General features: G+C 70.6%; 18 protein-coding genes. 1 reads left to right on the forward strand and 17 read right to left on the reverse strand.

All coding sequences use genetic code 11. From position 1 onward, the window contains the following. Positions 1 to 10: 10 nt before the first annotated feature. From scpB to argS, 5 genes are all read right to left on the reverse strand, one after another. Positions 11 to 586: an SMC-Scp complex subunit ScpB gene (gene scpB, locus AC2YHA_RS07710; protein ID WP_487401007.1), complete on the reverse strand. Its 576-nt coding sequence runs from the start codon at positions 584 to 586 to the stop codon at positions 11 to 13. Further along, positions 583 to 1,311 (reverse strand): segregation and condensation protein A, encoded by a 729-nt coding sequence (locus AC2YHA_RS07715; protein ID WP_487401008.1) that lies wholly within the window; start codon positions 1,309 to 1,311, stop codon positions 583 to 585. The genes scpB and AC2YHA_RS07715 overlap by 4 nt, the downstream gene beginning before the upstream one ends. Positions 1,312 to 1,329: 18 nt before the next feature. Further along, positions 1,330 to 2,334, reverse strand: coding sequence for a beta-N-acetylhexosaminidase (gene nagZ, locus AC2YHA_RS07720; RefSeq protein WP_487401009.1), 1,005 nt, complete (start codon positions 2,332 to 2,334; stop codon positions 1,330 to 1,332). Between the two features lie 614 nt (positions 2,335 to 2,948). Beyond that, a complete protein-coding gene (locus tag AC2YHA_RS07725; RefSeq protein WP_487401010.1) occupies positions 2,949 to 3,680 on the reverse strand; it encodes an SPOR domain-containing protein in 732 nt (243 codons plus the stop codon). After that, positions 3,677 to 5,407, reverse strand: coding sequence for an arginine--tRNA ligase (gene argS, locus AC2YHA_RS07730; protein ID WP_487401011.1), 1,731 nt, complete (start codon positions 5,405 to 5,407; stop codon positions 3,677 to 3,679). The genes AC2YHA_RS07725 and argS overlap by 4 nt, the downstream gene beginning before the upstream one ends. A gap of 355 nt (positions 5,408 to 5,762) precedes the next feature. Here argS and AC2YHA_RS07735 point away from each other — a divergent pair, with 355 nt between their 5' ends. Then, positions 5,763 to 6,089, forward strand: coding sequence for a hypothetical protein (locus AC2YHA_RS07735; protein ID WP_233786087.1), 327 nt, complete (start codon positions 5,763 to 5,765; stop codon positions 6,087 to 6,089). 179 nt (positions 6,090 to 6,268) lie between these two features. Here AC2YHA_RS07735 and AC2YHA_RS07740 read toward each other — a convergent pair whose 3' ends face one another. The 12 genes from AC2YHA_RS07740 to murG all read right to left on the reverse strand — a co-directional run bounded on the left by AC2YHA_RS07740 (position 6,269) and on the right by murG (position 20,637). Further along, the gene (locus tag AC2YHA_RS07740) at positions 6,269 to 7,423 is read right to left on the reverse strand and encodes a DUF1501 domain-containing protein (RefSeq protein WP_487401012.1); all 1,155 of its coding nucleotides are present in this window, start codon (positions 7,421 to 7,423) and stop codon (positions 6,269 to 6,271) included. A gap of 5 nt (positions 7,424 to 7,428) precedes the next feature. After that, positions 7,429 to 8,946 carry a DUF1800 domain-containing protein gene (locus AC2YHA_RS07745; protein WP_487401013.1) on the reverse strand — a complete coding sequence of 506 codons (1,518 nt, stop codon included), beginning with the start codon at positions 8,944 to 8,946 and terminating at the stop codon, positions 7,429 to 7,431. 95 nt (positions 8,947 to 9,041) lie between these two features. Beyond that, positions 9,042 to 10,211, reverse strand: coding sequence for a deoxyguanosinetriphosphate triphosphohydrolase (locus AC2YHA_RS07750; protein WP_487401014.1), 1,170 nt, complete (start codon positions 10,209 to 10,211; stop codon positions 9,042 to 9,044). Further along, on the reverse strand, positions 10,208 to 11,974 hold the full coding sequence (locus AC2YHA_RS07755) for an SPOR domain-containing protein (RefSeq protein ID WP_487401015.1): 1,767 nt from the start codon (positions 11,972 to 11,974) through the stop codon (positions 10,208 to 10,210). The genes AC2YHA_RS07750 and AC2YHA_RS07755 overlap by 4 nt, the downstream gene beginning before the upstream one ends. Before the next feature lie 284 nt (positions 11,975 to 12,258). Beyond that, the gene (gene ftsZ, locus AC2YHA_RS07760) at positions 12,259 to 13,740 is read right to left on the reverse strand and encodes a cell division protein FtsZ (RefSeq protein ID WP_487401016.1); all 1,482 of its coding nucleotides are present in this window, start codon (positions 13,738 to 13,740) and stop codon (positions 12,259 to 12,261) included. A 114-nt stretch (positions 13,741 to 13,854) separates the two neighbouring features. Beyond that, a complete protein-coding gene (gene ftsA, locus AC2YHA_RS07765; protein ID WP_487401017.1) occupies positions 13,855 to 15,117 on the reverse strand; it encodes a cell division protein FtsA in 1,263 nt (420 codons plus the stop codon). A gap of 22 nt (positions 15,118 to 15,139) precedes the next feature. Beyond that, positions 15,140 to 16,027: a cell division protein FtsQ/DivIB gene (locus tag AC2YHA_RS07770; RefSeq protein WP_487401018.1), complete on the reverse strand. Its 888-nt coding sequence runs from the start codon at positions 16,025 to 16,027 to the stop codon at positions 15,140 to 15,142. Beyond that, a complete protein-coding gene (locus AC2YHA_RS07775) occupies positions 16,024 to 16,917 on the reverse strand; it encodes a D-alanine--D-alanine ligase (RefSeq protein ID WP_487401720.1) in 894 nt (297 codons plus the stop codon). Before AC2YHA_RS07775 ends, AC2YHA_RS07770 begins: the two co-directional genes overlap by 4 nt. A gap of 123 nt (positions 16,918 to 17,040) precedes the next feature. Beyond that, complete coding sequence (gene murB / locus AC2YHA_RS07780) at positions 17,041 to 17,949, reverse strand: UDP-N-acetylmuramate dehydrogenase (RefSeq protein ID WP_487401019.1); 909 nt, start codon at positions 17,947 to 17,949, stop codon at positions 17,041 to 17,043. Continuing rightward, positions 17,946 to 18,140, reverse strand: coding sequence for a hypothetical protein (locus tag AC2YHA_RS07785; RefSeq protein WP_487401020.1), 195 nt, complete (start codon positions 18,138 to 18,140; stop codon positions 17,946 to 17,948). Before AC2YHA_RS07785 ends, murB begins: the two co-directional genes overlap by 4 nt. Then, positions 18,137 to 19,549: a UDP-N-acetylmuramate--L-alanine ligase gene (gene murC, locus AC2YHA_RS07790; RefSeq protein WP_487401021.1), complete on the reverse strand. Its 1,413-nt coding sequence runs from the start codon at positions 19,547 to 19,549 to the stop codon at positions 18,137 to 18,139. Before murC ends, AC2YHA_RS07785 begins: the two co-directional genes overlap by 4 nt. Then, positions 19,546 to 20,637, reverse strand: a complete 1,092-nt coding sequence (gene murG / locus AC2YHA_RS07795; protein ID WP_487401022.1) for an undecaprenyldiphospho-muramoylpentapeptide beta-N-acetylglucosaminyltransferase — start codon at positions 20,635 to 20,637, stop codon at positions 19,546 to 19,548. Before murG ends, murC begins: the two co-directional genes overlap by 4 nt. Position 20,638 lies beyond the last annotated feature (1 nt).

The following is a 20,638-nucleotide window of genomic DNA, read 5'->3' on the forward strand; positions in this document are numbered from 1 at the left end:
CGGACCCTATCTAGTCATCCTCGGCGTCCTTTTCCACGGCATTCTCAAGGGCTAGATCAATCGGGTCGAGCAGGCCGGCCGCCTTGAGGTCGTCGATGCCCGGCAGATCGCGGCGGCTGGCGAGGCCGAAGTGGCTCAAAAAGGCCGATGTCGTCGCATAGGTGAGCGGCCGCCCGGGCACCTCGCGGCGGCCGGCGGGGCGCACCCAGCCGGCCTCCATCAGCACGTCGAGCGTGCCCTTGGCGGTCTGTACGCCGCGAATCGCCTCGATCTCGGCGCGGCTGACCGGCTCGTGATAGGCGATGATCGCCAGCGTCTCGATGCCGGCGCGGGTGAGCTTGCGCGGTTCCTCGCGGTCGCGCCGGAGGAGATGGGCGAGATCGGCCGCGGTCTGGAAGTGCCAGCGCCCGCCGCGCTCGACCAGCTCGATGCCGCGGCCGGCATAGGCCCCGGCAAGCGTGTCGAGCGCGCTCGGCACGTCGGCCTCGGCTCCCAGATACAGGCGGATCTCGGCGACGGTCAGTGGCGTTTCCGAGGCGAACAGCACTGCCTCGACCGCGCGGACGAGATCGTCGGGCGGGGTCATGCCGGCGCCCTCAGGTAGAGCGGGGCGAACGGGGATTTCTGGCGGAGCTCCACCCTACCCTGTCGCGCCAGCTCCAGCGCGGCGACGAAGCTCGAGGCGAGCGCCGACTTGCGGTAGCTGCCCTCCGCCTCCTCGGGCAGGAAAGTCTCGATCGTCGCCCAGTCGATGGCAGTGCCGATCAGGGTCGAGACGCGCTCGATCGCCTCCTCCAGCGTCATTACGTCGCGCGCGGCGACGACGTGCATCACCGGGCGGGTGCGCGCGCTGACCCGGCCGTAGGCGGCGATCAGGTCGTAGATCTCGACCTCCCAGAGCGCCTTGCGGACGGTGCGCAGCCCCTCCGGCGCCCCGCGCAGGAACACGTCGCGGCCGAGTCGGTCGCGGGCGAGCAGCCGGCCTCCCGCCTCGCGCATCGCATTCAGCCGTTCGAGGCGGAGCTGGAGGCGCAGCGCCAGCTCCTCGGGGCTGGGCACCTCCTCGGGATCGCGGGGCAGCAGCAGTGCCGACTTGAGGTAGGCCAGCCACGCCGCCATCACCAGGTAATCGGCGGCGATCTCCAGCTTGAGGTCGCGGGCGGCCTCGATGAAGGCGAGATATTGCTCGACGAGCTGGAGGATCGAGATCGCCTTGAGGTCGACCTTCTGGTTGCGGGCGAGCGCCAGCAGCAGGTCGAGCGGACCTTCCCAGCCGTCGAGGTCGAGCGTCAGCGTGTCGGGGTCGCTCATCCGGTGCAGTAAAGCAGGTCAGGCGAGCGCCAGCAATTCGTCGCGCTTCGCGATCAGCTCGCCGAAGTCGCCGTCGGGCCGCGACACGCTTGCCATGGCGCGGTCTAGGCGGGCGCGGCTCTGGGGGGCGATGTCGCCGAGACGTTCGGCGATGTCGACCATCTCGTCCATGCGGCCCCAGCAGTCGAGGACGATGTCGCAGCCCGCCGCGATCGCCGCCGCGGCCTTCTCGCCGGCGGTGCCGGACAGCGCCTTCATGTCGATGTCGTCGGTCATCAGCAGACCGTCGAAGCCGATGCGGCCGCGGATCACCTCATGGATCACCGTCGGCGAGAGCGTGGCGGGGCGGTCCGGGTCCCAGGCCTTGAACACGACGTGGCAGGTCATGCCCATCGGCGCCGAGGCGGCGAGCGTGCGGAACGGGCGGATGTCCTCCTCCAGCGCTGTGTCGTCGGCGTTGACCACCGGCAGCTCGTGATGGCTGTCGACCACCGCGCGGCCGTGGCCGGGCATGTGCTTGATCACGCCGACCACGCCGGCACGCGCGAGCCCCTCCAGCGTCGCGCGGCCGAGCGCGGCGACCTGCATCGCATCGCCGCCGAACGCGCGGTCGCCGATCGCCGCCGTCGTCTCCGGGAAGCGGCGGTCGAGCAGCGGGGTGCAGTCGACGGTGATGCCGACCTCGGCCAGCATCAGGCCGAGCGCATGGGCGTTCGACCGCACCGCCTCGATCGCCGACATCGGCGCGGCGTCGTAGAGCGCGTCGAAGGCGGCGGCGGCGGGGAATGCGGGCCATTCGGGCGGCCCCATGCGGGCGACGCGGCCGCCCTCCTGGTCGATCAGGATGGGAAGGTCGTCGCGGCCGGCGAGGCTGCGCAGCTCGTCGGTCAGCGCGCGGACCTGGGCGCGGTCGACGGTGTTGCGCTTGAACAGGATGTAGCCGGCGGGCTCGGCGGCGGCGAAGAAGGCGCGTTCGTCGGCGGTGAGCGACGGGCCGGACAGGCCGTAGATGACGGGCTTCATGCCGTTTCCCTAGCCGCTCGCGGCGAGCTTGTCGAAGGTCGTCGGGCAGGCGCGAAAAGTGGCGGAAAACCGTCGAAGGTCACGAAAGTCATAGGTAGAAACGGCTTCCGTCCGGACGGGTTTCCGGTGCCGGGAACTCCAACAAATGTTGACTACGTTGACTCAGGTCACGTGTTTGCGAGCCGGTCCGTCTTGACGCTGCGCCGACGCGACGAGATCGCGGCGGCGACGCGACAGCAACGCGACACAGGCACGACAGCGACGCGACAGCGACGCGACAGCGGCGCGACACCAACGCGACGCAGGCGCGACACCGAGGCGACTGCGGCGCGACATGGGCAAAATCGACGAGGTCAAAGAGCGGACCGGCACTCGCGCGGATCGGGCCGGGCGAGCCAAGCAGGCGAAATCCTACATTGCAAGCGCGACTAGGCTATTCGTCCGAGAGCGGATCGGCGCTCAGCAATTTAGCCCCTCCCCTTCAGGGGAGGGGTTGGGGTGGGGGGCTATCCGCGAGCCGGACCGCCTGCCGCACTTCCCCACCCCCAACCCCTCCCCTGAAGGGGAGGGGCTTAGGACTTTGCACCGCGACGTGCGTCGATGTTGGCCCACCCCTAATTCGGAACGAAGCACGCCTCCCCGGCGACCTTCAGCTTCCCGCAGAGCGCCGTCGCCGCGCCCGCGCTGCCGGCGTTGACGCGGAGGCGGTAGACGGTGCGGTCGTTGACCTCCGCCTTCTCGACCGACTTGCCGAGCGGGGCGAGGTAGGTGATGCGCTTCGAGAGCTGGGTCCAGGCGGCGTTGGCCGCGCCTTCGCTCGGGAAGGAGCCGAGCTGGACCAGCGAGCCATGCCCGCCGCCGCCGTTCGCGCGCAGCGCCGGCACCGTCGGCGTCCTGGCGGTGAGCGTGCCGCCCGAAGGCGGAACCGCGGCGACCACCTTGGCCGTGCCCTGCGTGCTCGGGCCCTGCGCGGCCGCGGTCCTGCCCGCGACCGGCGTCTCGGGCACCGCGCCGGTGTCGATCGCGCCGTTGGCGGCGCTGCCCTCGGAGGTGGCGAACACGGTGTCGCCCTCCCCGTCCGCCTTCATGCCGCCGGGTTGGTCGGGCTTGACCTTATAGTCGCCGGGCGGCGCCTTGATCAGCTCGCCGGTGCCGCCGGTGGTGCGATGGTTGCGCCACCAATTGTAGCCGTAGATCGCGACCGCGATCAGCATCAGGCCGAGGATGATCGCTGCGATCACGCGCGAGATCGAGGGGCCTTCGCGATAATCCTCCTCGGCCGATTCCAGCCAGGGAAGCCGGTCCTCCTCGTGATAGCCTTCCCCCTCGCCCTCCGCGGTGGTCATCCGCCCATCTCCTCGACGGCCTCCACTCCCATGATCGCCAGGCCGTTGCGGATAATCTGCCCGATCGCATCGGCCAAGGAAAGCCGCGCGGCGGAGAGCGCTGTATCATCCGGAAGCAGGAAGCGGCGCGACGGATCGTCGTTGCCCATATTCCACAGCGCGTGAAACTCTGCCGCCAAGTCATAGAGATAAAAGGCGATCCTGTGCGGCTCGCGCGCCGCCGCCGCTGCCTCCACCACGCGCGGGAACTGGGCGGCGAGCTTCACCAGGCCGAGCTCGGTCGTATCAAGACGGGACAGGTCGGCGGGCGGCAGCACCAGCCCGGCCTCCGCCGCACGGCGGTGGAGCGAGTGGACGCGGGCATGGGCGTACTGGACGTAGAAGACGGGATTGTCCTTCGACGCCTCGACCACCTTGGCGAAGTCGAAGTCCATCTGGGCATCGGCCTTGCGCGTCAGCATGGTGAAGCGGACCACGTCCTTGCCGACCTCACGCACGACGTCGGCAAGCGTGACGAAGTTGCCGGCCCGCTTGGACATCTTGACCGGCTCGCCGGCGCGGAGCAGGCGGACCATCTGGACGAGCTTGACGTCGAACCGGGTCTTGCCGCCGGTCAGCGCCTGCACCGCCGCGACGATGCGCTTGACCGTGCCGGCATGGTCGGCGCCCCAGATGTCGATCAGCTGGTCCGCGTCCTGCGCCTTCTGCCAGTGATAGGCGAGGTCGGCGCCGAAATAGGTCCAGCTGCCGTTCGACTTCCTGATCGGCCGGTCCTGGTCGTCGCCGAAGCGGGTCGAGCGGAACAGGGGCAGCTCGACCGGCTCCCAATCCTCGGGCGTCTCGCCCTTCGGCGCTTCGAGCATCCCGTCGTAGACGAGGTCGTGCTCGCGCAGCCATGCCTCGGCCGCCTCCGGCTTCTTCTCGGCCTGGAGCTCGGCCTCGGAAGCGAAGCGGTCATGATGGATGCCGAGCAATGCGAGGTCGGCCTTGATCAGCGCCATCATCGCCGCGACCGCGATCTGGCGGAAGGTGACGAGCCATTCGCTCTCGGGCTTGCCGACATATCGGTCGCCGAACTCGGCGGCGAGCGCCCGGCCGACCGGGACCAGATAGTCGCCGGGATAGAGCCCCTCGGGGATCTCACCGATGTTCTCGCCCAGCGCCTCGCGGTAGCGCAGGTGCGCCGAGCGGGCGAGGACGTCGACCTGGCCGCCGGCGTCGTTGACGTAATATTCGCGGATCACCTTGTGCCCGACCGCTTCGAGCAGGCTGGCGAGCGCATCGCCCACTACCGCGCCGCGGCAATGGCCCATGTGCATCGGGCCGGTCGGGTTGGCCGAGACATATTCGACGTTGACGGTGATCCCCTCGCCCACCCGCGAACGGCCATAGTCGGCGCCGTCGGCATGGATCGCCTCCAGCTCGCCGCGCCAGGTGGCGTCGTCGAGCGTCAGGTTGATGAAGCCGGGGCCGGCGACCGAGACGCCGGAAACGCCCGGCACCTTCGCCAGCTCGGCCGACAGCGCCTCGGCGAGCACGCGCGGGTTGGTGCCGGCGGGCTTGGCCAGCACCATCGCGGCGTTGGTGGCAAGGTCGCCGTGCGAGGGATCGCGCGGGGGCTCGACGGTGACCGCGCGTCGCTCCAGCCCAGCCGGCAGCACGCCCGACACGGTGAGCGCGTCGAGGGCGGCATCGAGATGGGCGGCGAAACGGGCGTAGAGGGTCATCGCTGGATCCAATGGATAGGGAAGTGGCGCCGCTTAGCGGCTTCAGGGCCCGAGGTCACGTGGCACGGATGGTTGGTGGCGACGCAATTTGAAGCCCCTCCCCTTCAGGGGAGGGGTTGGGGGTAGGGCAGTGCGGCAGGCATTATCGCTTGGGGCCAGGCCCCACCCCAACCCCTCCCCTGAAGGGGAGGGGCTTTGAAACTGCCACACCGCCGCTGATTGCATATGGTGCAACTGCAATCGCAACCAATGCTTTTGACGAAGCTTTGTGCGCCGCAATATAAATTGTGCATCGCAACAGACACGCTGCGGAGAGGGTGCTGACGGCCTGCGTTTTCCAACGGGAGGTTACGTCATGACCAAGTTCTTCAAGATCGCCCTCGCCACCACCCTTGCCCTCGGCGCCACCAGCGCCTTCGCGGGCGAGCCGGCCAACAGCTTCCGCCTCGAGGGCCGCACCTACACCTACAACACCGAGACCGACGCCGCCGGCAACACCGTGCTCGTCGGCCATGCCCAGCCCGGCGGCGAGTTCCGCCTGGTCGTGAAGGGCGGCCGCGTCAGCGGCGACGTCGCCGGCCAGCCGGTCGCCTTCAGCGTCGCCGAGAGCCGCGGCGCCGCCCGCCGCGCGCAGTTCGCGGCTGCCGGCTCGACCGGTTTCGAGACCGCCGCGCGCGACTGATCCCACCGGTTGTTTGCGTGGAGAAGGGCGCGGCTATCATGGCCGCGCCCTTCTTCGATTCCAAATCTGAAACAGTGCTCCTGCGAAAGCAGGAGCCCAGGCCGCAAGCGGCACCCCTGTAATCCAGGGCTCCTGCCTTCGCAGGAGCACGATTCAGATTCACCCGCTTGTGTCGAGCATCAGACCCGCGCCAGCCCCTCGACCGGCTTCACCGGCCCGACGGTCGGGAACAGCGCCCTCGCCATCCGGGCGGGTTCGATGCCGAAATGCTCGGCCGCGGCGCCGGCGATGAAGGCGTCGAGGCTGGTGGTGGGTTTCAAGTCTCGGCCTTCGTAGAGGTCGGCCTGGGCGAGGCCGGGCCAGTCGGCGAGCACGCGCCCGCCCTTCACCGCGCCGCCGAACAGCATCGCCGCCGACGCCGTGCCGTGATCGGTGCCGCCGGTGCCGTTGACCGCCACCGTGCGGCCGAACTCGGTCGCGACCAGCACCATCGTGTCGGACCACAGCGGGCCCATCCCCGCCTTGAGCGCGCCTATCATCGCGTCGAGGCCCTTCAGCTGCGCCGCCAGGCGGCCGCGCTGGCCGGCGTGGGTGTCCCAGCCGCCGGTCTCGATCATCGCCACCCGCGCGCCGTCGGCGGGCGCGAGCAGCTTGGCGGCGAGCGTGCCGGTCGCGGCGGCGTTCTGGCCGTTGTTGGCGGCGAGGTCGCCGGTGAGCTGGCGCGTCGCGACCGCCTGTTCCCACAGCTCGTGGAGCTGCGGGTCGCTGGCGTAGAGCGTGGTCACGCGGGCGATCAGGTCGTCGGAGGCATCGGGCAGCGCCGAGGGGGCATAGGAGGCGACGTCGACCTTGCCGCGCAGGGCCATCGGCACCGTCGCGGCGATCGCCATGCCGCGCTTCTCGGGCTCGGGCAGCACGCCGAGCAGGCGGTTGAGCCAGCCGTCCTTGACCGAATAGGCGCTGGTCCCGCCGGTCTCGAGCACGTTCTGGCCGTCGAAATGCGAGCGGTCGCGATAGGGCGAGGCGACCGCGTGGGCGAACAGCGCCTCGCCGCCCTTGTAGAGGCCGGCCACGCCGGCGAGCGAGGGGTGCAGCGCGAACATTCCGTCGAGCTTGGCGCCGGTCGCGAAATCCTCGGCCAGGGGGCCGCGCGCTGGGGCGAAGGCGGGATCGCCGACCGGCGCCAGCGTGCCGAGCCCATCGGCGGCGCCGCGCTGGATGATGAAGACGAAGCGGCGGTCGGTCGGCGCCGCGGCGAAGGCGATGCGCGGCGCCAGCGCCGACAGCGCAGCGGCGGAGCCCCAGGAGACGAAACGGCGGCGGGTGACGATCATCTGGGCTATCTCCGCATGAACTCGGGGGCGACGAGCATCAGCGCCACGGCCTGCTGGGGGCTTTCGGCGCGGGCGATCGCCTGGCGGGTGGCAGGGGTGAGCGTGCCGGGGAAGAGCTGTTCGGCACGCTCGCGGGCGTCGATCACCTGGCCGGCGCGAGCGGCGAAGCGCTGCGCGGCCTCGACCCGGCGCATGATCGCGTCCGGCCCGGCCCAGCTGCCGGCGACGTCGTCCCAGCCGGAGGGCTGGCCTGGCTTCCACACCGGCTGGCCGAGCTGCTGCTGGAGCCCGAACAGCTGCTGCGCGCCGAACTCGCGCATCCCGAGCCCGCGCATCATCGAGATCGACCATTCCCACGGCGTCTTGAACTTGGCGGGCTGCGGTGCCCAGGCCTCGGGCGAGCCGATCAGCGCGCGATAGACGGTCGGGAGGTCGCCGCCGGACTTGAGGAAGGCCCGCTCGCATCGCTCGACGACGGCCGGCGGCGGATCGTCGGCGACGAAATGGCGGACGAGCTTGGTGGCGACATGCTTCGCGGTGGCGGGATGGACGGCGAGGTCGTCGAGCACCGCCGCCGCCTGCGCCTCGCCCTGCTGCGGGTAGCTCTTGCCCATGATCGTGCGCACGCCCGGCTCGTGCAGCTGCGGCACGAACGCGAAGTCGCCGGGATTGCCCGCCCTGCGCGCTCCGCCTCCGCCACGGCCGAGCCCGGCCGTCGTCCAGCCGGTCATCGCCCGGGCGAACTCGGTGACGTCGGCCTGGGTGTAGCCGGTGCGCACGCCCAGCGTGTGCAGCTCCATGATCTCGCGCGCGAGATTCTCGTTGAGGCCGGGCCGGCGGCGCGGATTGCGCTGCGCGACGCGGGCGCCATAGGGCGAATCGGGGCCGATCGACTGCGCCTGATCGAGATAGATCAGCATCGCCGGATGGCGCTCCACGGCATAGAGCATGTCGCGGAAGCTGCCGAGGACATGCGGGCGGATCGCCTCGAACTCGAACGGGCCGGCGAGGCCGATCACCTCGAGCTTGTCGGCGGAGACGGCGAAATGGTTCGCCCAGAAATGCACCAGCCGCTCGATCATCGGCGCGGGCGAGGCGAGCGCGGCATTGGCGCGCAGGCCCACCGAGTCGACATAGACCTGCCGGTTCTGCCGCTGGGCGAGGCGGCGCGCCTCCATCACCGGATCCAAGGGCGCGGCAGGTGGCGCTGAAGGCTTCTGCCCGCTCATCGCAGGCTGCATCGGCGGCGGCGATGCGGTCATGGCGGGCGGATTGCCCCCGGCGGCTTGCATCATTGCTCCGGGCATCGCCTTGCGATCGGCGCGATTCTGGCGTTGCGCATCGAAATAGGCGGCGAGCTCGGACGAGACCGCGGCGGTGGTCTGCGCGTCTGCCAGTGCGGGCGGGCGCGGATCGTATCGATCGAACTGCGCGAGCAGATAGGCTTTGGGATCGTCGGGCGGGCCGTCGTCGGGCCGGGCGCCGAGACCGAACCGATTGAGCGCGATGGCGGCGGCGGTCATGATCGTCCTCTTCGGGTCATACGAAGATGCTACCCGCGACCTGTCGCAGGAATTTACCGGCCTATCGGTTCATCGCGCAAATCGGGCAGTTCGCGTCAGAATGCTTCGGACAGCGCCGGCTTGCGGCCGGTGATCGCCTCGTAGTGGCGGGCGGCATAGCGGTCGGTCATGCCGGCGATGAAGTCGGCGATGTGGCGGCTGCGGCCGGGCTCGTCCTCCGGCAGGCGTGCGCGCCACTCCTCGGGCAGGTGGAGCGGGTCCTCGCGATAGGCGGCGAACAGGCCGGCGACGATCTCCCGCGCGACGCCCGCGGCGGTGAGCTGGCTCGGGTGATGGTAGAGATTGGCGTACATGAAGCGCTTGAGCGCGCGCTCCTCGTCGCGCATCGCCGCGGAGAAGCGGACGAGCGGCTCGCCGGCCGCGCGGACGTCGTCGATGCTGGCGACGCCCTTGCCCACCACCGCGGCGCGGGTCTCGGTGATGAGATCGTTGACCATCGTGCCGATCTGCGAGCGGACCAGCTCGCGCACCAGCTTGTCCTGCGGCACGTCCGGGTGGCGCGCGCGCACCGCATCCCAGCCGCGCGCGACCATCGGCACCGACAGGAGCTGGTCGAGCGTCAGCAGGCCGGCGCGGAGGCCGTCGTCGATGTCGTGGTTGTCATAGGCGATGTCGTCGGCGATCGCCGCGACCTGCGCCTCCAGCGACGGCCAGCTGTGGAGGTCGAGGGGGAAGGTGGCGTCCGCCTCGCCGAGCGCCCAGCCCGGCTCCCAGATCGGGCCGTTGTGCTTGGCGAGCCCCTCCAGCGTGTCCCAGGTGAGGTTGAGGCCGCTCCAGCGCGGATAGGGCGAATCGAGGTGGGTGACGACGCGCAGGGTATGGCCGTTGTGGTCGAAGCCGCCCTGCCCCGCCAGCGCCGCCTCCAGCGCATCCTCGCCGGCATGGCCGAACGGCGGATGGCCGATGTCGTGGGCGAGGCACAGCGCCTCGGTCAGGTCCTCGTTGAGGCCGAGCGCACGGGCGATGGTACGGCCGATCTGCGCGACTTCCAGGCTGTGCGTCAGGCGGACGCGGAAATGGTCGCCGTCGGGCGCCATGAACACCTGGGTCTTGTGGCGGAGGCGGCGGAAGCTGATCGAGTGGATCACCCGGTCGCGGTCGCGCTGGAAGGCGTCGCGCGGGCCGCGCTCGGGATCGCCGGGCTCAGGATGGAGCCGCCCGCGCGTCCGCGCGGGGTCCGCCGCCCAGGGCGCGAGCGCGCTCATTTCACGCCGAGCTTGTCGATCTTCTGCCCGGCCGGGCTCTGCCAGATGAAGGCGGAGGAGCCGTCCTTGGCGAGCTGGTTGACGAAGGCCATGGCCTCCCCTTGCGTCTTGAACGGGCCGGCGAGCAAGCGGTTTGTCGCGCGCAGCGGCGTGGTCCAGGCGGTCTTGCCGCGGAAGGCGGCGGGCGACTTGGCAGCGAGGCGCTTCCAGTCCTTGCCGAGATCGGCGGCGTTGGCCCCGCCCGCGACCTGGACCCAGATACGCGCGGGTTCGGTCTTGGTCGGATCGGGCTTCTTCGGGTCTGGCTTTTTCGGGTCGGGTTTCTTCGGGTCCGGCTTCTTTGGGTCTGGTTTCTTCGGTTCGGGCTTGCTTGCCGTCGCGGCAGGAGCGGGATCGGGCTGCTTCGGCTCCGCCTTCCTCACGGTGACCGGCCGTGGGGTCGGTGGAGGCGACGCCGGACGCTCGAGTTCCGAGGCCGGAATGCTGATCCTCGCGATGATCGCGGCGAGCACCGACTGGCCGGAACTTGGAGGCGGCGCTGCGGGTGCCGGAGTCGGCGCTTGTGTCGTGGTGTAGGGAGCGGAGGTCACCGCAGTCGGCGCCGGTGTCGCGGCAGACGAAGCAGGTGTCACCGCAGTCGGCGGCGGTGTCGGGGTTGGCGTGGGCGTTGGAGTCGCGGCAGGTGTCGGAGTCGGCACCGGCGCAGAGCGGGGCGGCGTGGCATCCGCGGTCATCGCCCAGCCCTGCGCTGGCGTCTCTCGCCTCGGCGCATCGATGACCGTCGGCCTACGCGGCGCGGCATTGGCGAGCTGCGCCGGTGCCGCGGCCGGCGTGGGTGTTGGCGTCGGAGTCGGAGTTGGAGTGGGTGTGGAAGTCCGTGGCGGGACGCGTCCCTGCGATGCGCGGCTGTGCGGCTCGGGGCGCGGGCGTTCCGCCATTGCGGTCGCCGTCCTCGCGGGAGAAGCGGCCTCCCCGGGCAGCGGCGCCAGCGGTGGCGCCAGCCGGGCGTCGGCGGTGCGCGCGGGCGTCGGCGTGGGCTCGCCGAAATGGACGGCGAAGGCGCGGTCGGCCGGTGCCAGCGCGGCCAGGCGGCGGAAGAACGGCGCCATCGCCGCGCCGTTCACCATCATGCTGGTCGCGATCCGCTCAGCGCCGGGCAGGTCGCCGGTCATCGCCAGGATGAAGGCACGATCGCGCCACGCGGCACGATCGCTGCGCCTCAACAGCGGGTCGAGCAGCTGCATCGCCTCGTCGCGCCTGCCCGAGATGCCTAGCGACAGCGCGAGCCGCCGCACCGTCTCGTCGTCGCGGTTGGTCTCGAGTGCGCGACGATAGTCGCGCTGGGCGTAGCCGGACTGGCCGATCAGGTCGTAGGCAAGGCCGCGCTGGGCCAGATAGCCGGTCATCGAGGCGCCGGCACGTTCGGCCCGGTCGTAGTAGCTGAGCGCCTCACCCGGGCGCTCGAGCAGCACCAACGCTCCGGCCTTGCCGGCGAGCAGGCGCGCATTGCCGGGCGAGACGTCCTCCGCCCGGTCGAAGAAGCGCATCGCCGCCTGCGGATCGCCGAGCTTCACGCTGAGATCGCCCGCAGTGATAAGCGCGTTGAGGTCGCGCGGATTGGAGGCGAGCACGCGCATCTGCGCGGCGAGCGCGTCGGCATTGGGCGTGGGCGGAGGCACGACCTCCTGCGCCGGCAGCATCGCTGGCAATAGCGTCAGCGCTGCGGCGGAGAGACCGGCCCGGAGGACCGTCGAAAGCTTCATGACCGAAGCCGGATCAAGCCGACGCCAGGTGAACGGCCGCTGACCATGCACCCCCACCTCGCCCAGCCGAGCCGGCGCGGCGATGAGCCGGGCCGGCCGGGAAGGATCGACATTCAACCGTTAAGCCCCTCCCCTTCAGGGGAGGGGTTGGGGTGGGGGCTCGCCCCAAGCGATAAAGCCTGCCGCACGCCCCCACCCCCAACCCCTCCCCTGAAGGGGAGGGGCTTAAAGCGCGCCCGTATGAACACCCTTGAATGTCGATCGGCCCTAGGCTTTTCCGGTAATTACTGATTGTTCTGGCGATGGAGGAAGCGCGGGATATCGGGCTGATTCCGATCGTCCGCGGCATCGTCGGACCGGCCGCGGCCCGACATCCGCTCGAACAGGGTGCCGCCCGAGCGCGGCTTGGCGGCCTCGGCGGCAGGCGCCTCGGGCTCCTCGGTGACACCGGTCAGCCAGCGGCGGCGGATCGTCGGCTCGGGCGCCGGCGGCGGCGTGTCGCGGGCGATCGACGGCTGCGGTTCCTCCTCGCGGGCGACCTGCGACTCGGCGCCGAGCACCAGCTCGTCGTCCTCGGGCTCTTCGGCAGGCGCGGCGAACTCCTGGGTAAGGTCGAGCGCGTCCGGCTCCTCGGCTTCCGCCGCTTCCGCCACCACCGGCGGTTCCAGCTCCGGCACGGGCGCGGCAGCGACCGGCTCGGACGGGGCGGCCGGCGCCACCGGCTCCGGACGGCGCGGCGTGTTGAACGAGAAGACGCGCGGCTGCTCGGCCGCCGCGGCGGCCGCCTGCTGCGCCTGGGCGTTGACGTCGATGCCGGTGGCGACCACCGACACGCGGATCTTGCCCTCGAGCTCGGGATTGAACGCCGAGCCCCAGATGATGTTGGCGTCGGGATCGACCAGCTCGCGGATGTGGTTGGCGGCCTCGTCGACCTCGAGCAGGCGCATGTCCTCGCCGCCGGTGATCGAGACGATCACGCCCTTGGCGCCGCGCATCGACACGCCGTCGAGCAGCGGGTTGGCGATCGCCTTCTGCGCCGCCTCGATCGCGCGGCTGTCGCCGCCGGCCTCGCCGGTGCCCATCATCGCCTTGCCCATCTCCTGCATCACCGAGCGGACGTCGGCGAAGTCGAGGTTGATGAGGCCGGGCATCACCATCAGGTCGGTGATGCCGCGCACGCCCTGCTGCAGCACCTCGTCGGCGAGCTCGAAGGCTTCCTTGAAGGTGGTGTTGGCGTTGGCGATCAGGAACAGATTCTGGTTGGGGATGACGATCAGCGTATCGACATACTTCTGAAGCTCCTCGATCCCCGCCTCGGCGGAGGCGGCGCGGCGCTTGCCCTCGAACGCGAACGGCTTGGTCACGACGCCGACGGTCAGGATGCCCATGTCGCGCGCCGCCTTGGCGATGACCGGCGCGGCGCCGGTGCCCGTGCCGCCGCCCATGCCGGCGGCGAGGAAGCACATGTGGGCGCCCTCCAGCGACTTCGTCACCTGCTCGATCGTCTCTTCGGCGGCGGCGCGGCCGATCTCGGGCCGCGAGCCGGCGCCGAGGCCCTGGGTGATCTTCGCGCCGAGCTGGATGCGCTGCGGCGCGGCCGACTGTTTCAGCGCCTGCGCGTCGGTGTTGGCAACGAGGAACTCGACGCCCTGCACTTCGGCGCGGATCATGTTGGCGATGGCGTTGCCGCCCGCGCCGCCGACGCCGATTACGGTGATGCGCGGCGTCAGCTCGTCGACGTCGGGCGGAAGGAATTCGATACTCATCGCCTGGTCTCCCCCGGAGCCTCGAAGAACGCCGGGCCCCTCACATAATTCTCAATCTTCTGCACGATCCGCTTCCGCTCTCCTAGCGCAAAGTCACGCCGATGTCGTAATTCCTTAATAGTTCGCTTTGAACGCTGCCAGCAACCGTCCGAGAACGGCCATACCGGTCGGTCGCACCACCGTCTGGCTGCGCGCAGGCTCGATCGATCGCAAATCGACCGGATCGGACGCGGCGAAGGCGGCGAGGCCCGCCAGCGTCGCGAACGCCGGCCCCGAATGCGCGTCGGGCAGCGCGGTCAGCCCGCGAGGGCGGCCGACGCGCACCGCGCTGCCGAGCGCCTGCTGCGCATAGTCGGCGATGCCGCGCAGTTCCGCGCCGCCGCCGGTCAGCACGAGCTGGCGCCCGACGGGGTCGGCGAAGTCGAGCCGCTTCAGCTCCTTCTGCACCTCAGCCATCAGCCGCTCGAGCCGGGCGCGGATCACGGTGTTGAGCTGGGCGCGGGTGATGCGGTGGCCGTCGGGCTCCGCCTCAGGGTTCACGGGCGCGATGTCGACCATCTCGTGATGATCGCGCGGGCTCATGTTGGCCGAGCCGTGGAAGCACTTCAGCCGCTCCGCCTGCGCGCGGCGGGTGCCGAAGGCGGAGGCGATGTCGTCGGTGATGTCGCCGCCGCCCATGCCGATCGAGGCGAGATTGGCGAGCACGCCTTCCCGGAACACCGAGACGTTGGTGACGCCCGCGCCGATCTCGACCAGCGCGACGCCCAGTTCGCGCTCCTCCTCGGTCAGGCAGGCGAGGCCGGTGGCGACCGGGGCAGCGATGATCGAGCGCACCTCGAGATGCGCCGAGCGGACGCAGAGGTCGAGATTGCGCACCGGCGAGCCGTCGGTCGCGACGACATGGATGTCGACGCCGAGCCGGTCGGCGTGGAGGCCGAGCGGGCGCTTGACGCCGCCCAGGCCGTCGAGCGTGTAGCGGGTCGGCTGGGCATGGAGGATCATGCGGCCGCTGGGGTCGATCGCCTCGCGGCCGGCCTTGAGCAGGTCGTCGATGTCGCCCTGCTCGACGCGGTGGCCGCCGAGATCGACCTCGAGCCGCAGGATGTCGGACAGGAGGCCGCCGGCCGAGAAGCTGACCCACACCTCCTCGATGTTGGTGCCGGCGATGCGCTCGGCCTGCTCGACCGCCTCGCGCACGGCCGCCTCGGTCGCGATCATGTCGGCGATGTAGCCGCGCTTGACGCCGCGGCTCTCGCGCTGGCCGGTGCCGAGCACGACCAGCTCACCGCCGTCGCCCTTCTGCGCGATCAGCGCCGACACCTTCGACGATCCGATGTCGAGTGCGGTGATCAGTCCTTCCGGTGCCGTCTTTGCCACTGTCCCGTCCCCCTAACTCAACTCATTCGGCCGCGGCGATCTCGGCCGCCGTCGATCGATCCACCACCCGCCCCGGCATGCGTACCACCAGCCGGTCGGGATTGCGCATGTCGAAGCGGACATAGCCGCGCCCGAGCAGATGATCGCGCGCCTCCAGCTCGGCGAACTTGGCGAGCGCGCGGGCCGAGTCCTGCTCGCCTTCCGGCAGCGAGAGCTGCTCGCCGCTCTTGAAGGTCAGGTCCCAGCGGCGGTCGCCGACCCAGGTCGCGGCCCTGACCTGCCCCTTGAGCGCGGGCGCGGCCTTGATCAATGCCTGATAGGCGGGTTCCTGCGCATTGGCGCCCTCGCCGATCACCAGCGGCAGCGGCGGCATCGCGTTGGGATCGACCGGCTCCAGGATCTTGCCGGCGGCGTCGATCAGCATGAGCTGGCCCTGGCTCTGCCAGATCGCTGCGGGCTGGCGCTCGACGATGTCGATGACCAGCGTGTCGGGCAGGCGGCGCGAGACGCGGGCATCGGCGATCCAGCCATAGTCGAGCAGCCGCTCGCGCACCCGCTGCAGGTCGACCAGCGGCATCGCGCGCGATTGCTGGTCGGTGGCGACGGCGTAGACCGACATGCGGTCCATGCGCTTCAAGCCGGTGATCTCGATCTGCTCGACGCGGAAGCCGGCGCGGCCGACGCCCTCCGCCATCGCCGTGCCCGCCGCGCCGGGGATGCCGAGCCAGGTCGCCAGCGCTAGCAGCACCGCCAGCGCCGCCGCGAACATCGCCCAGCCGGTCCAGCGGCGCAGCGTCTCCTCGCTGACCGGGAGCGCGGCGACCGCCTGGTCGAGCAGGCCGACCTTCTTGGCCGGCTTGCGCTGCTGCGGCCGGCGCTTGATGCTGCCGCGGGCGGGCGCGCGGCTCATCTCAGCGCCTCGTCGACGATGATCTGGACCAGCTCGGGATAGGAGATGCCGAGGTGGCGGGCCTGTTCCGGCACCAGGCTGAGCGGGGTCATGCCGGGCTGGGTGTTGACCTCCAGCAGGAACAGGCCGGCGACGCCCTGCTCGTCGTCCCAGCGGAAGTCCGAGCGCGAGCAGCCCTTGCAGCCGAGCAGGCGATGCGCCTCCAATGCGATGGCCTTGCATGCCTCGGCGATCTCGTCGGGGATCGGCGCGGGGAAGATATGCTCGGTCAGGCCATCGGTATATTTGGCGTCATAGTCGTAGAAGCCGCTCTTGGGCTTGAGCTCTGTGACGCCGAGCGCGCGGTCGCCGAGCACCGCGGTCGTCAGCTCGCGGCCGCGGATGAAGGGTTCGGCGAGCAGCTCGTCGAACTCCTGCCACGGTCCCTTGACGTCGCGGCCGATCGGGTTGCCGTAGTTGCCGTCGGCGGTGACGATCGCGACGCCGACCGAGGAGCCCTCGTTCACCGGCTTCAGGACGAAGGGGCGCGGCAGCGGGTCGCGTTCGTAGAGTTCCTCGGAGCGCACCATGCGGCCGCCGGGCATCGGGATGCCGTGCGGGACCAGCGCCTGCTTGGTGAGTTGCTTGTCGATCGCGACGACTGAGGTGGCGAGGCCGGAATGGGTGTATCTGAGCCCCATCAGGTCGAGCATGCCCTGGACGGTGCCGTCCTCGCCCGGCGTGCCGTGGAGCGCGTTGAACACGAGGTCGGGCTTCGCTTCGGCCAGCTTCACGGCGACGTCGTGCCCCATGTCGATACGCGTCACGCGATGACCGAGGCTCTCGAGCGCATCGGCGATGCCGCTGCCCGACGACAGCGACACCTCGCGCTCGGCCGACCAGCCGCCCATCAGGACTGCGATGTGGAGAGGCGTGCGAGTCACAACAGTATCTCCGTTCCCCGGCGAAGGCCGGGGCCCAGCTTCGAGCCGATGGCAACTGGGCCCCGGCCTTCGCCGGGGAACGTGAACGCATCACTCCGCATTGGCCACCCCCACGCGTTGAATCTCCCATTCGAGCGTCACGCCGGAATGCGCCTTCACCTTCCCGCGGACCTCCTCCCCCAGCGCCTCGATGTCGGCGCTGGTGGCGTCGCCGAGGTTGAGGAGGAAGTTGCAGTGCTTCTCGCTCACCTGCGCGTCGCCGCGGCGCAGGCCGCGGCAGCCGGCGGCATCGATCAGGCGCCAGGCCTTGTCGCCGTCCGGGTTCTTGAAGGTCGAGCCGCCGGTGCGGCTGCGCAGCGGCTGCGAGGCCTCGCGCTCGGCGGCGATGCGGTCCATCTCGGCGCCGATCGTCTGCGGGTCGCCGGGCGCGCCCTCGAACAGCGCCTCGACCACGACGGCGCCGGCGGGCACTTCGGAGTGGCGGTAGGTGTAGCCGAGCTTCTCCGCCGGCCACGTCTCGATCGCGCCGTCGCGGGTGACGACGGTCGCCTCGACCAGGATGTCGCTGGTGTCGCGGCCATAGGCGCCCGCGTTCATCCGCACCGCGCCGCCGACGGTGCCGGGGATGCCGCGGAGGAACTCCAGCCCGGCGATGCCAGCGTCACGCGCGGCGCTGGCGACGGTGATCCCCATCGCCGCGCCGCCCGCCCGCACGCGGTTACCGGGTTCGACGCTCACCCTGGCCATCGCCTTGGGCAGGCGCACCACCACGCCGGGCACGCCACCGTCGCGCACGATCAGGTTGGAGCCGACGCCCACCGGCAGCACCGGGACGTCCGGATCGAGCGCCGCAAGGAAAGCGGCGAGCGACTGCACATCGTCCGGCCGCACCAGCCATTCCGCCGGCCCGCCGGTGCGGAACCAGATGAAGTCGGCGAGGCTGCCGCGATGCTCGACCGAGCCGCGCAGCGGCGGGAGCGCGGTGCAGACGGCGCTCATTTCCACCCCCACAGGCCTGCCCAGGCCTTCCACGCCTTGAGATTGGCCTCGGCCGCCTTGTGCGTCACCTCCTGCGCCGCGGCGATCTGCGCACCGAGATCGAGCCCGCGCTTGGCCGCGTCGAGCTGCGCCTTCTGCGCGCGCAGGATCTCGCGCTGCATGTCGACCATGGTGGAGAAGAAATCGCTCATGCCGCCACCCGCGCCTGCTCGATCGCCGGAGCGAGGCCGGCCGCCCATTTGGTGATGTCGCCGGCGCCGAGGCAGATCACCTGATCGCCGGGCGCGACCACGGCGGCCAGCGCCCCGGCCAGCGCCTCCGGACCCGCGATCGGCAGCGCGGCGCGGTGGCCGCGGCGTTGGAGGCCCTCGACCAGCGCCGCTGCGTCGACGCCCTCGATCGGCGCTTCGCCCGCCGGATAGACCGGTGCGACATAGACGATATCGGCGTCGTTGAACGCGCCCTGGAACTCGTCCATCAGGTCGCGGAGGCGCGTGAAGCGGTGCGGCTGGACGACCGCGATCACCCTGCCCTGGGCGCTCTCCCGCGCCGCCGCCAGCACCGCGCGGATCTCGACCGGATGGTGGCCGTAGTCGTCGATGATCACCGCGCCGTTCACCTCGCCGACCTTGGTGAAGCGACGCTTGACCCCAGCGAACTTGGCGAAGCCCTGCTGGATCGTCGCATCGGGGATGCCGAGCTCCAGCGCGACGCCGATCGCGGCCAGCGCGTTCTGGACATTGTGGCGGCCAGGCATCGGCAGGTCGATGTTCTCGATCGACCGCGTGGTGCCGTCGCGGTGGCGGATGATCGCCTCGAAACGGTTGCCGCCGGGATAGGGGGTGACGTTGACTCCGCGCACGTCGGCCGAGGCCGCGAAACCATAGGTGATGATGCGCCGGTCGCGCACGCGCGGGATGATCGCCTGCACCTCAGGATGGTCGAGGCAGAGCAGCGCGGCGCCGTAGAAGGGCACGTTCTCGACGAACTCGACGAAGGCGTCCTTCACCTTCTCGAAGCTGCCGTAGTGGTCGAGATGCTCGGGATCGATGTTGGTGACGACCGCGATCGTGCCGTCGAGGCGCAGGAAGCTGCCGTCGCTCTCGTCGGCCTCGACCACCATCCACTCGCTGTCGCCGAGGCGGGCGTTCGAGCCATAGCTGTTGATGATGCCGCCGTTGATCACGGTCGGGTCCACCCCGCCCGCATCGAGCAGCGCCGCGACCATCGAGGTGGTCGTGGTCTTGCCGTGGGTGCCGGCGACCGCGACCGTCGACTTGAGCCGCATCAGCTCGGCGAGCATCTCGGCACGGCGCACCACCGGGATGCGGTGGCTGAGCGCCGCCTCGACCTCGGGATTGCCGCGCTTGATCGCGGTCGAGGTCACCACCACGGCGACATTCTCGACGTTTCCGGCGGCGTGGCCGATCTTCACCTCGATGCCGCGATCGCGCAGGCCCTGCACGACATAGCTGTCGGCGACGTCCGAGCCCTGCACCTTGTAGCCGAGGTTGTGCATCACCTCGGCGATGCCCGACATGCCGATGCCGCCGATCCCGACGAAGTGGATGACGCCGATGTCCGTCGCGACACCCTTCATGCCAATCCCTCCACCAGATCGGCGAGATGGCGCGCCGCGTCCGGGCGGCCGCATTTCTTCGCCCGCGCGGCGGCGTTGGCGAGCGCGGCGGGATCGAGGCCGAGCTTCTGCATCTGCTTGGCGAGCTCGGCGGGAGTGAACTGCGGCTGCGAGATGGTGCGGGCTCCTCCGGCTTCGGTGATCTCGCGCGCGTTGGCGGTCTGGTGGTCGTCGGTGGCGCTAGGCAGCGGCACCAGGATCGCCGGGCGGCCGGCGGCGGTGAGCTCGGCGATCGTCGAGGCGCCCGCGCGCGCGATCACCAGATGCGCCCAGGCGAGATGCTCCGGAAGGTCGGGAAGGTAGGTCGCGAGCTCCGCGGGAATGCCGTGCTCGGCATATTTGGCGCGGACCTGGTCGATGTCCTCGATCCGCGCCTGGTGCGTCACCTGGAGGCGGCGGCGGAAATGGACGGGGAGCAGCGCGAGGCCATCGGGCACGACCTGGCTCAGCACGGTGGCGCCCTGGCTGCCGCCGGTCACCAGCACGCGGAAGATGCCGTCCTCCTCCAGCACCGGATAGGGGCGCTCGCGAATGTCGAGGATCGCCTGGCGGACGGGATTGCCGACGAGATGGGTCTTGCCGCGCCAGCTCTCCTTGAGCCGGGCGACGTCGGCATAGGAGGTGGCGATCGCCGCCACCCGCCCCGCCACGAAGCGGTTGACGCGGCCGAGCACGGCGTTCTGCTCATGGATCACGGTGGGAATGCCAGCCGAGAAGGCGGCGAGCATCGCCGGAAGCGCCGGATAGCCGCCGAAGCCGATCACCGCCGACGGCTTGAAGTTGCGGTAGAGCTCGATCGCCTGGGCACGGCCGTCCCACATCTGCTTGGCCGCCCTGGCCCAGCCAATCGGACCGCCGGAGAGGCGGCCGGCGGGCAGGACATGGGTCTGCACGTCCTCGAACAGTCCGGGAAAACGTACCCCGCGCGCGTCGCTCACCAGCGCGACGCGGTGGCCGCGCGCCGACAGCTCGGCGGCGAGCGCCGCGGCGGGGACCATATGGCCTCCGGTGCCGCCTGCGGCGAGGACGTAGTGGCGTTCCGATCCCATG

Source organism: Sphingomonas sp. SRI_018 (genome assembly GCF_057586275.1).

Excerpts from the sequence above, each read along its gene's own strand:
- AC2YHA_RS07770 (WP_487401018.1), bottom strand. The coding sequence starts at position 16,027 with ATGAGCCGCGCGCCCGCCCGCGGCAGCATCAAGCGCCGGCCGCAGCAG.
- AC2YHA_RS07725 (WP_487401010.1), bottom strand. The coding sequence starts at position 3,680 with ATGACCACCGCGGAGGGCGAGGGGGAAGGCTATCACGAGGAGGACCGG.
- AC2YHA_RS07735 (WP_233786087.1), top strand. The coding sequence starts at position 5,763 with ATGACCAAGTTCTTCAAGATCGCCCTCGCCACCACCCTTGCCCTCGGC.
- argS (WP_487401011.1), bottom strand. The coding sequence starts at position 5,407 with ATGACCCTCTACGCCCGTTTCGCCGCCCATCTCGATGCCGCCCTCGAC.
- AC2YHA_RS07775 (WP_487401720.1), bottom strand. The coding sequence starts at position 16,917 with ATGGGCGGCTGGTCGGCCGAGCGCGAGGTGTCGCTGTCGTCGGGCAGC.
- AC2YHA_RS07715 (WP_487401008.1), bottom strand. The coding sequence starts at position 1,311 with ATGAGCGACCCCGACACGCTGACGCTCGACCTCGACGGCTGGGAAGGT.
- AC2YHA_RS07785 (WP_487401020.1), bottom strand. The coding sequence starts at position 18,140 with ATGAGCGATTTCTTCTCCACCATGGTCGACATGCAGCGCGAGATCCTG.
- nagZ (WP_487401009.1), bottom strand. The coding sequence starts at position 2,334 with ATGAAGCCCGTCATCTACGGCCTGTCCGGCCCGTCGCTCACCGCCGAC.
- ftsZ (WP_487401016.1), bottom strand. The coding sequence starts at position 13,740 with ATGAGTATCGAATTCCTTCCGCCCGACGTCGACGAGCTGACGCCGCGC.
- murC (WP_487401021.1), bottom strand. The coding sequence starts at position 19,549 with ATGAAGGGTGTCGCGACGGACATCGGCGTCATCCACTTCGTCGGGATC.
- AC2YHA_RS07740 (WP_487401012.1), bottom strand. The coding sequence starts at position 7,423 with ATGATCGTCACCCGCCGCCGTTTCGTCTCCTGGGGCTCCGCCGCTGCG.
- murG (WP_487401022.1), bottom strand. The coding sequence starts at position 20,637 with ATGGGATCGGAACGCCACTACGTCCTCGCCGCAGGCGGCACCGGAGGC.
- AC2YHA_RS07745 (WP_487401013.1), bottom strand. The coding sequence starts at position 8,946 with ATGACCGCCGCCGCCATCGCGCTCAATCGGTTCGGTCTCGGCGCCCGG.
- AC2YHA_RS07755 (WP_487401015.1), bottom strand. The coding sequence starts at position 11,974 with ATGAAGCTTTCGACGGTCCTCCGGGCCGGTCTCTCCGCCGCAGCGCTG.
- murB (WP_487401019.1), bottom strand. The coding sequence starts at position 17,949 with ATGAGCGCCGTCTGCACCGCGCTCCCGCCGCTGCGCGGCTCGGTCGAG.
- scpB (WP_487401007.1), bottom strand. The coding sequence starts at position 586 with ATGACCCCGCCCGACGATCTCGTCCGCGCGGTCGAGGCAGTGCTGTTC.
- AC2YHA_RS07750 (WP_487401014.1), bottom strand. The coding sequence starts at position 10,211 with ATGAGCGCGCTCGCGCCCTGGGCGGCGGACCCCGCGCGGACGCGCGGG.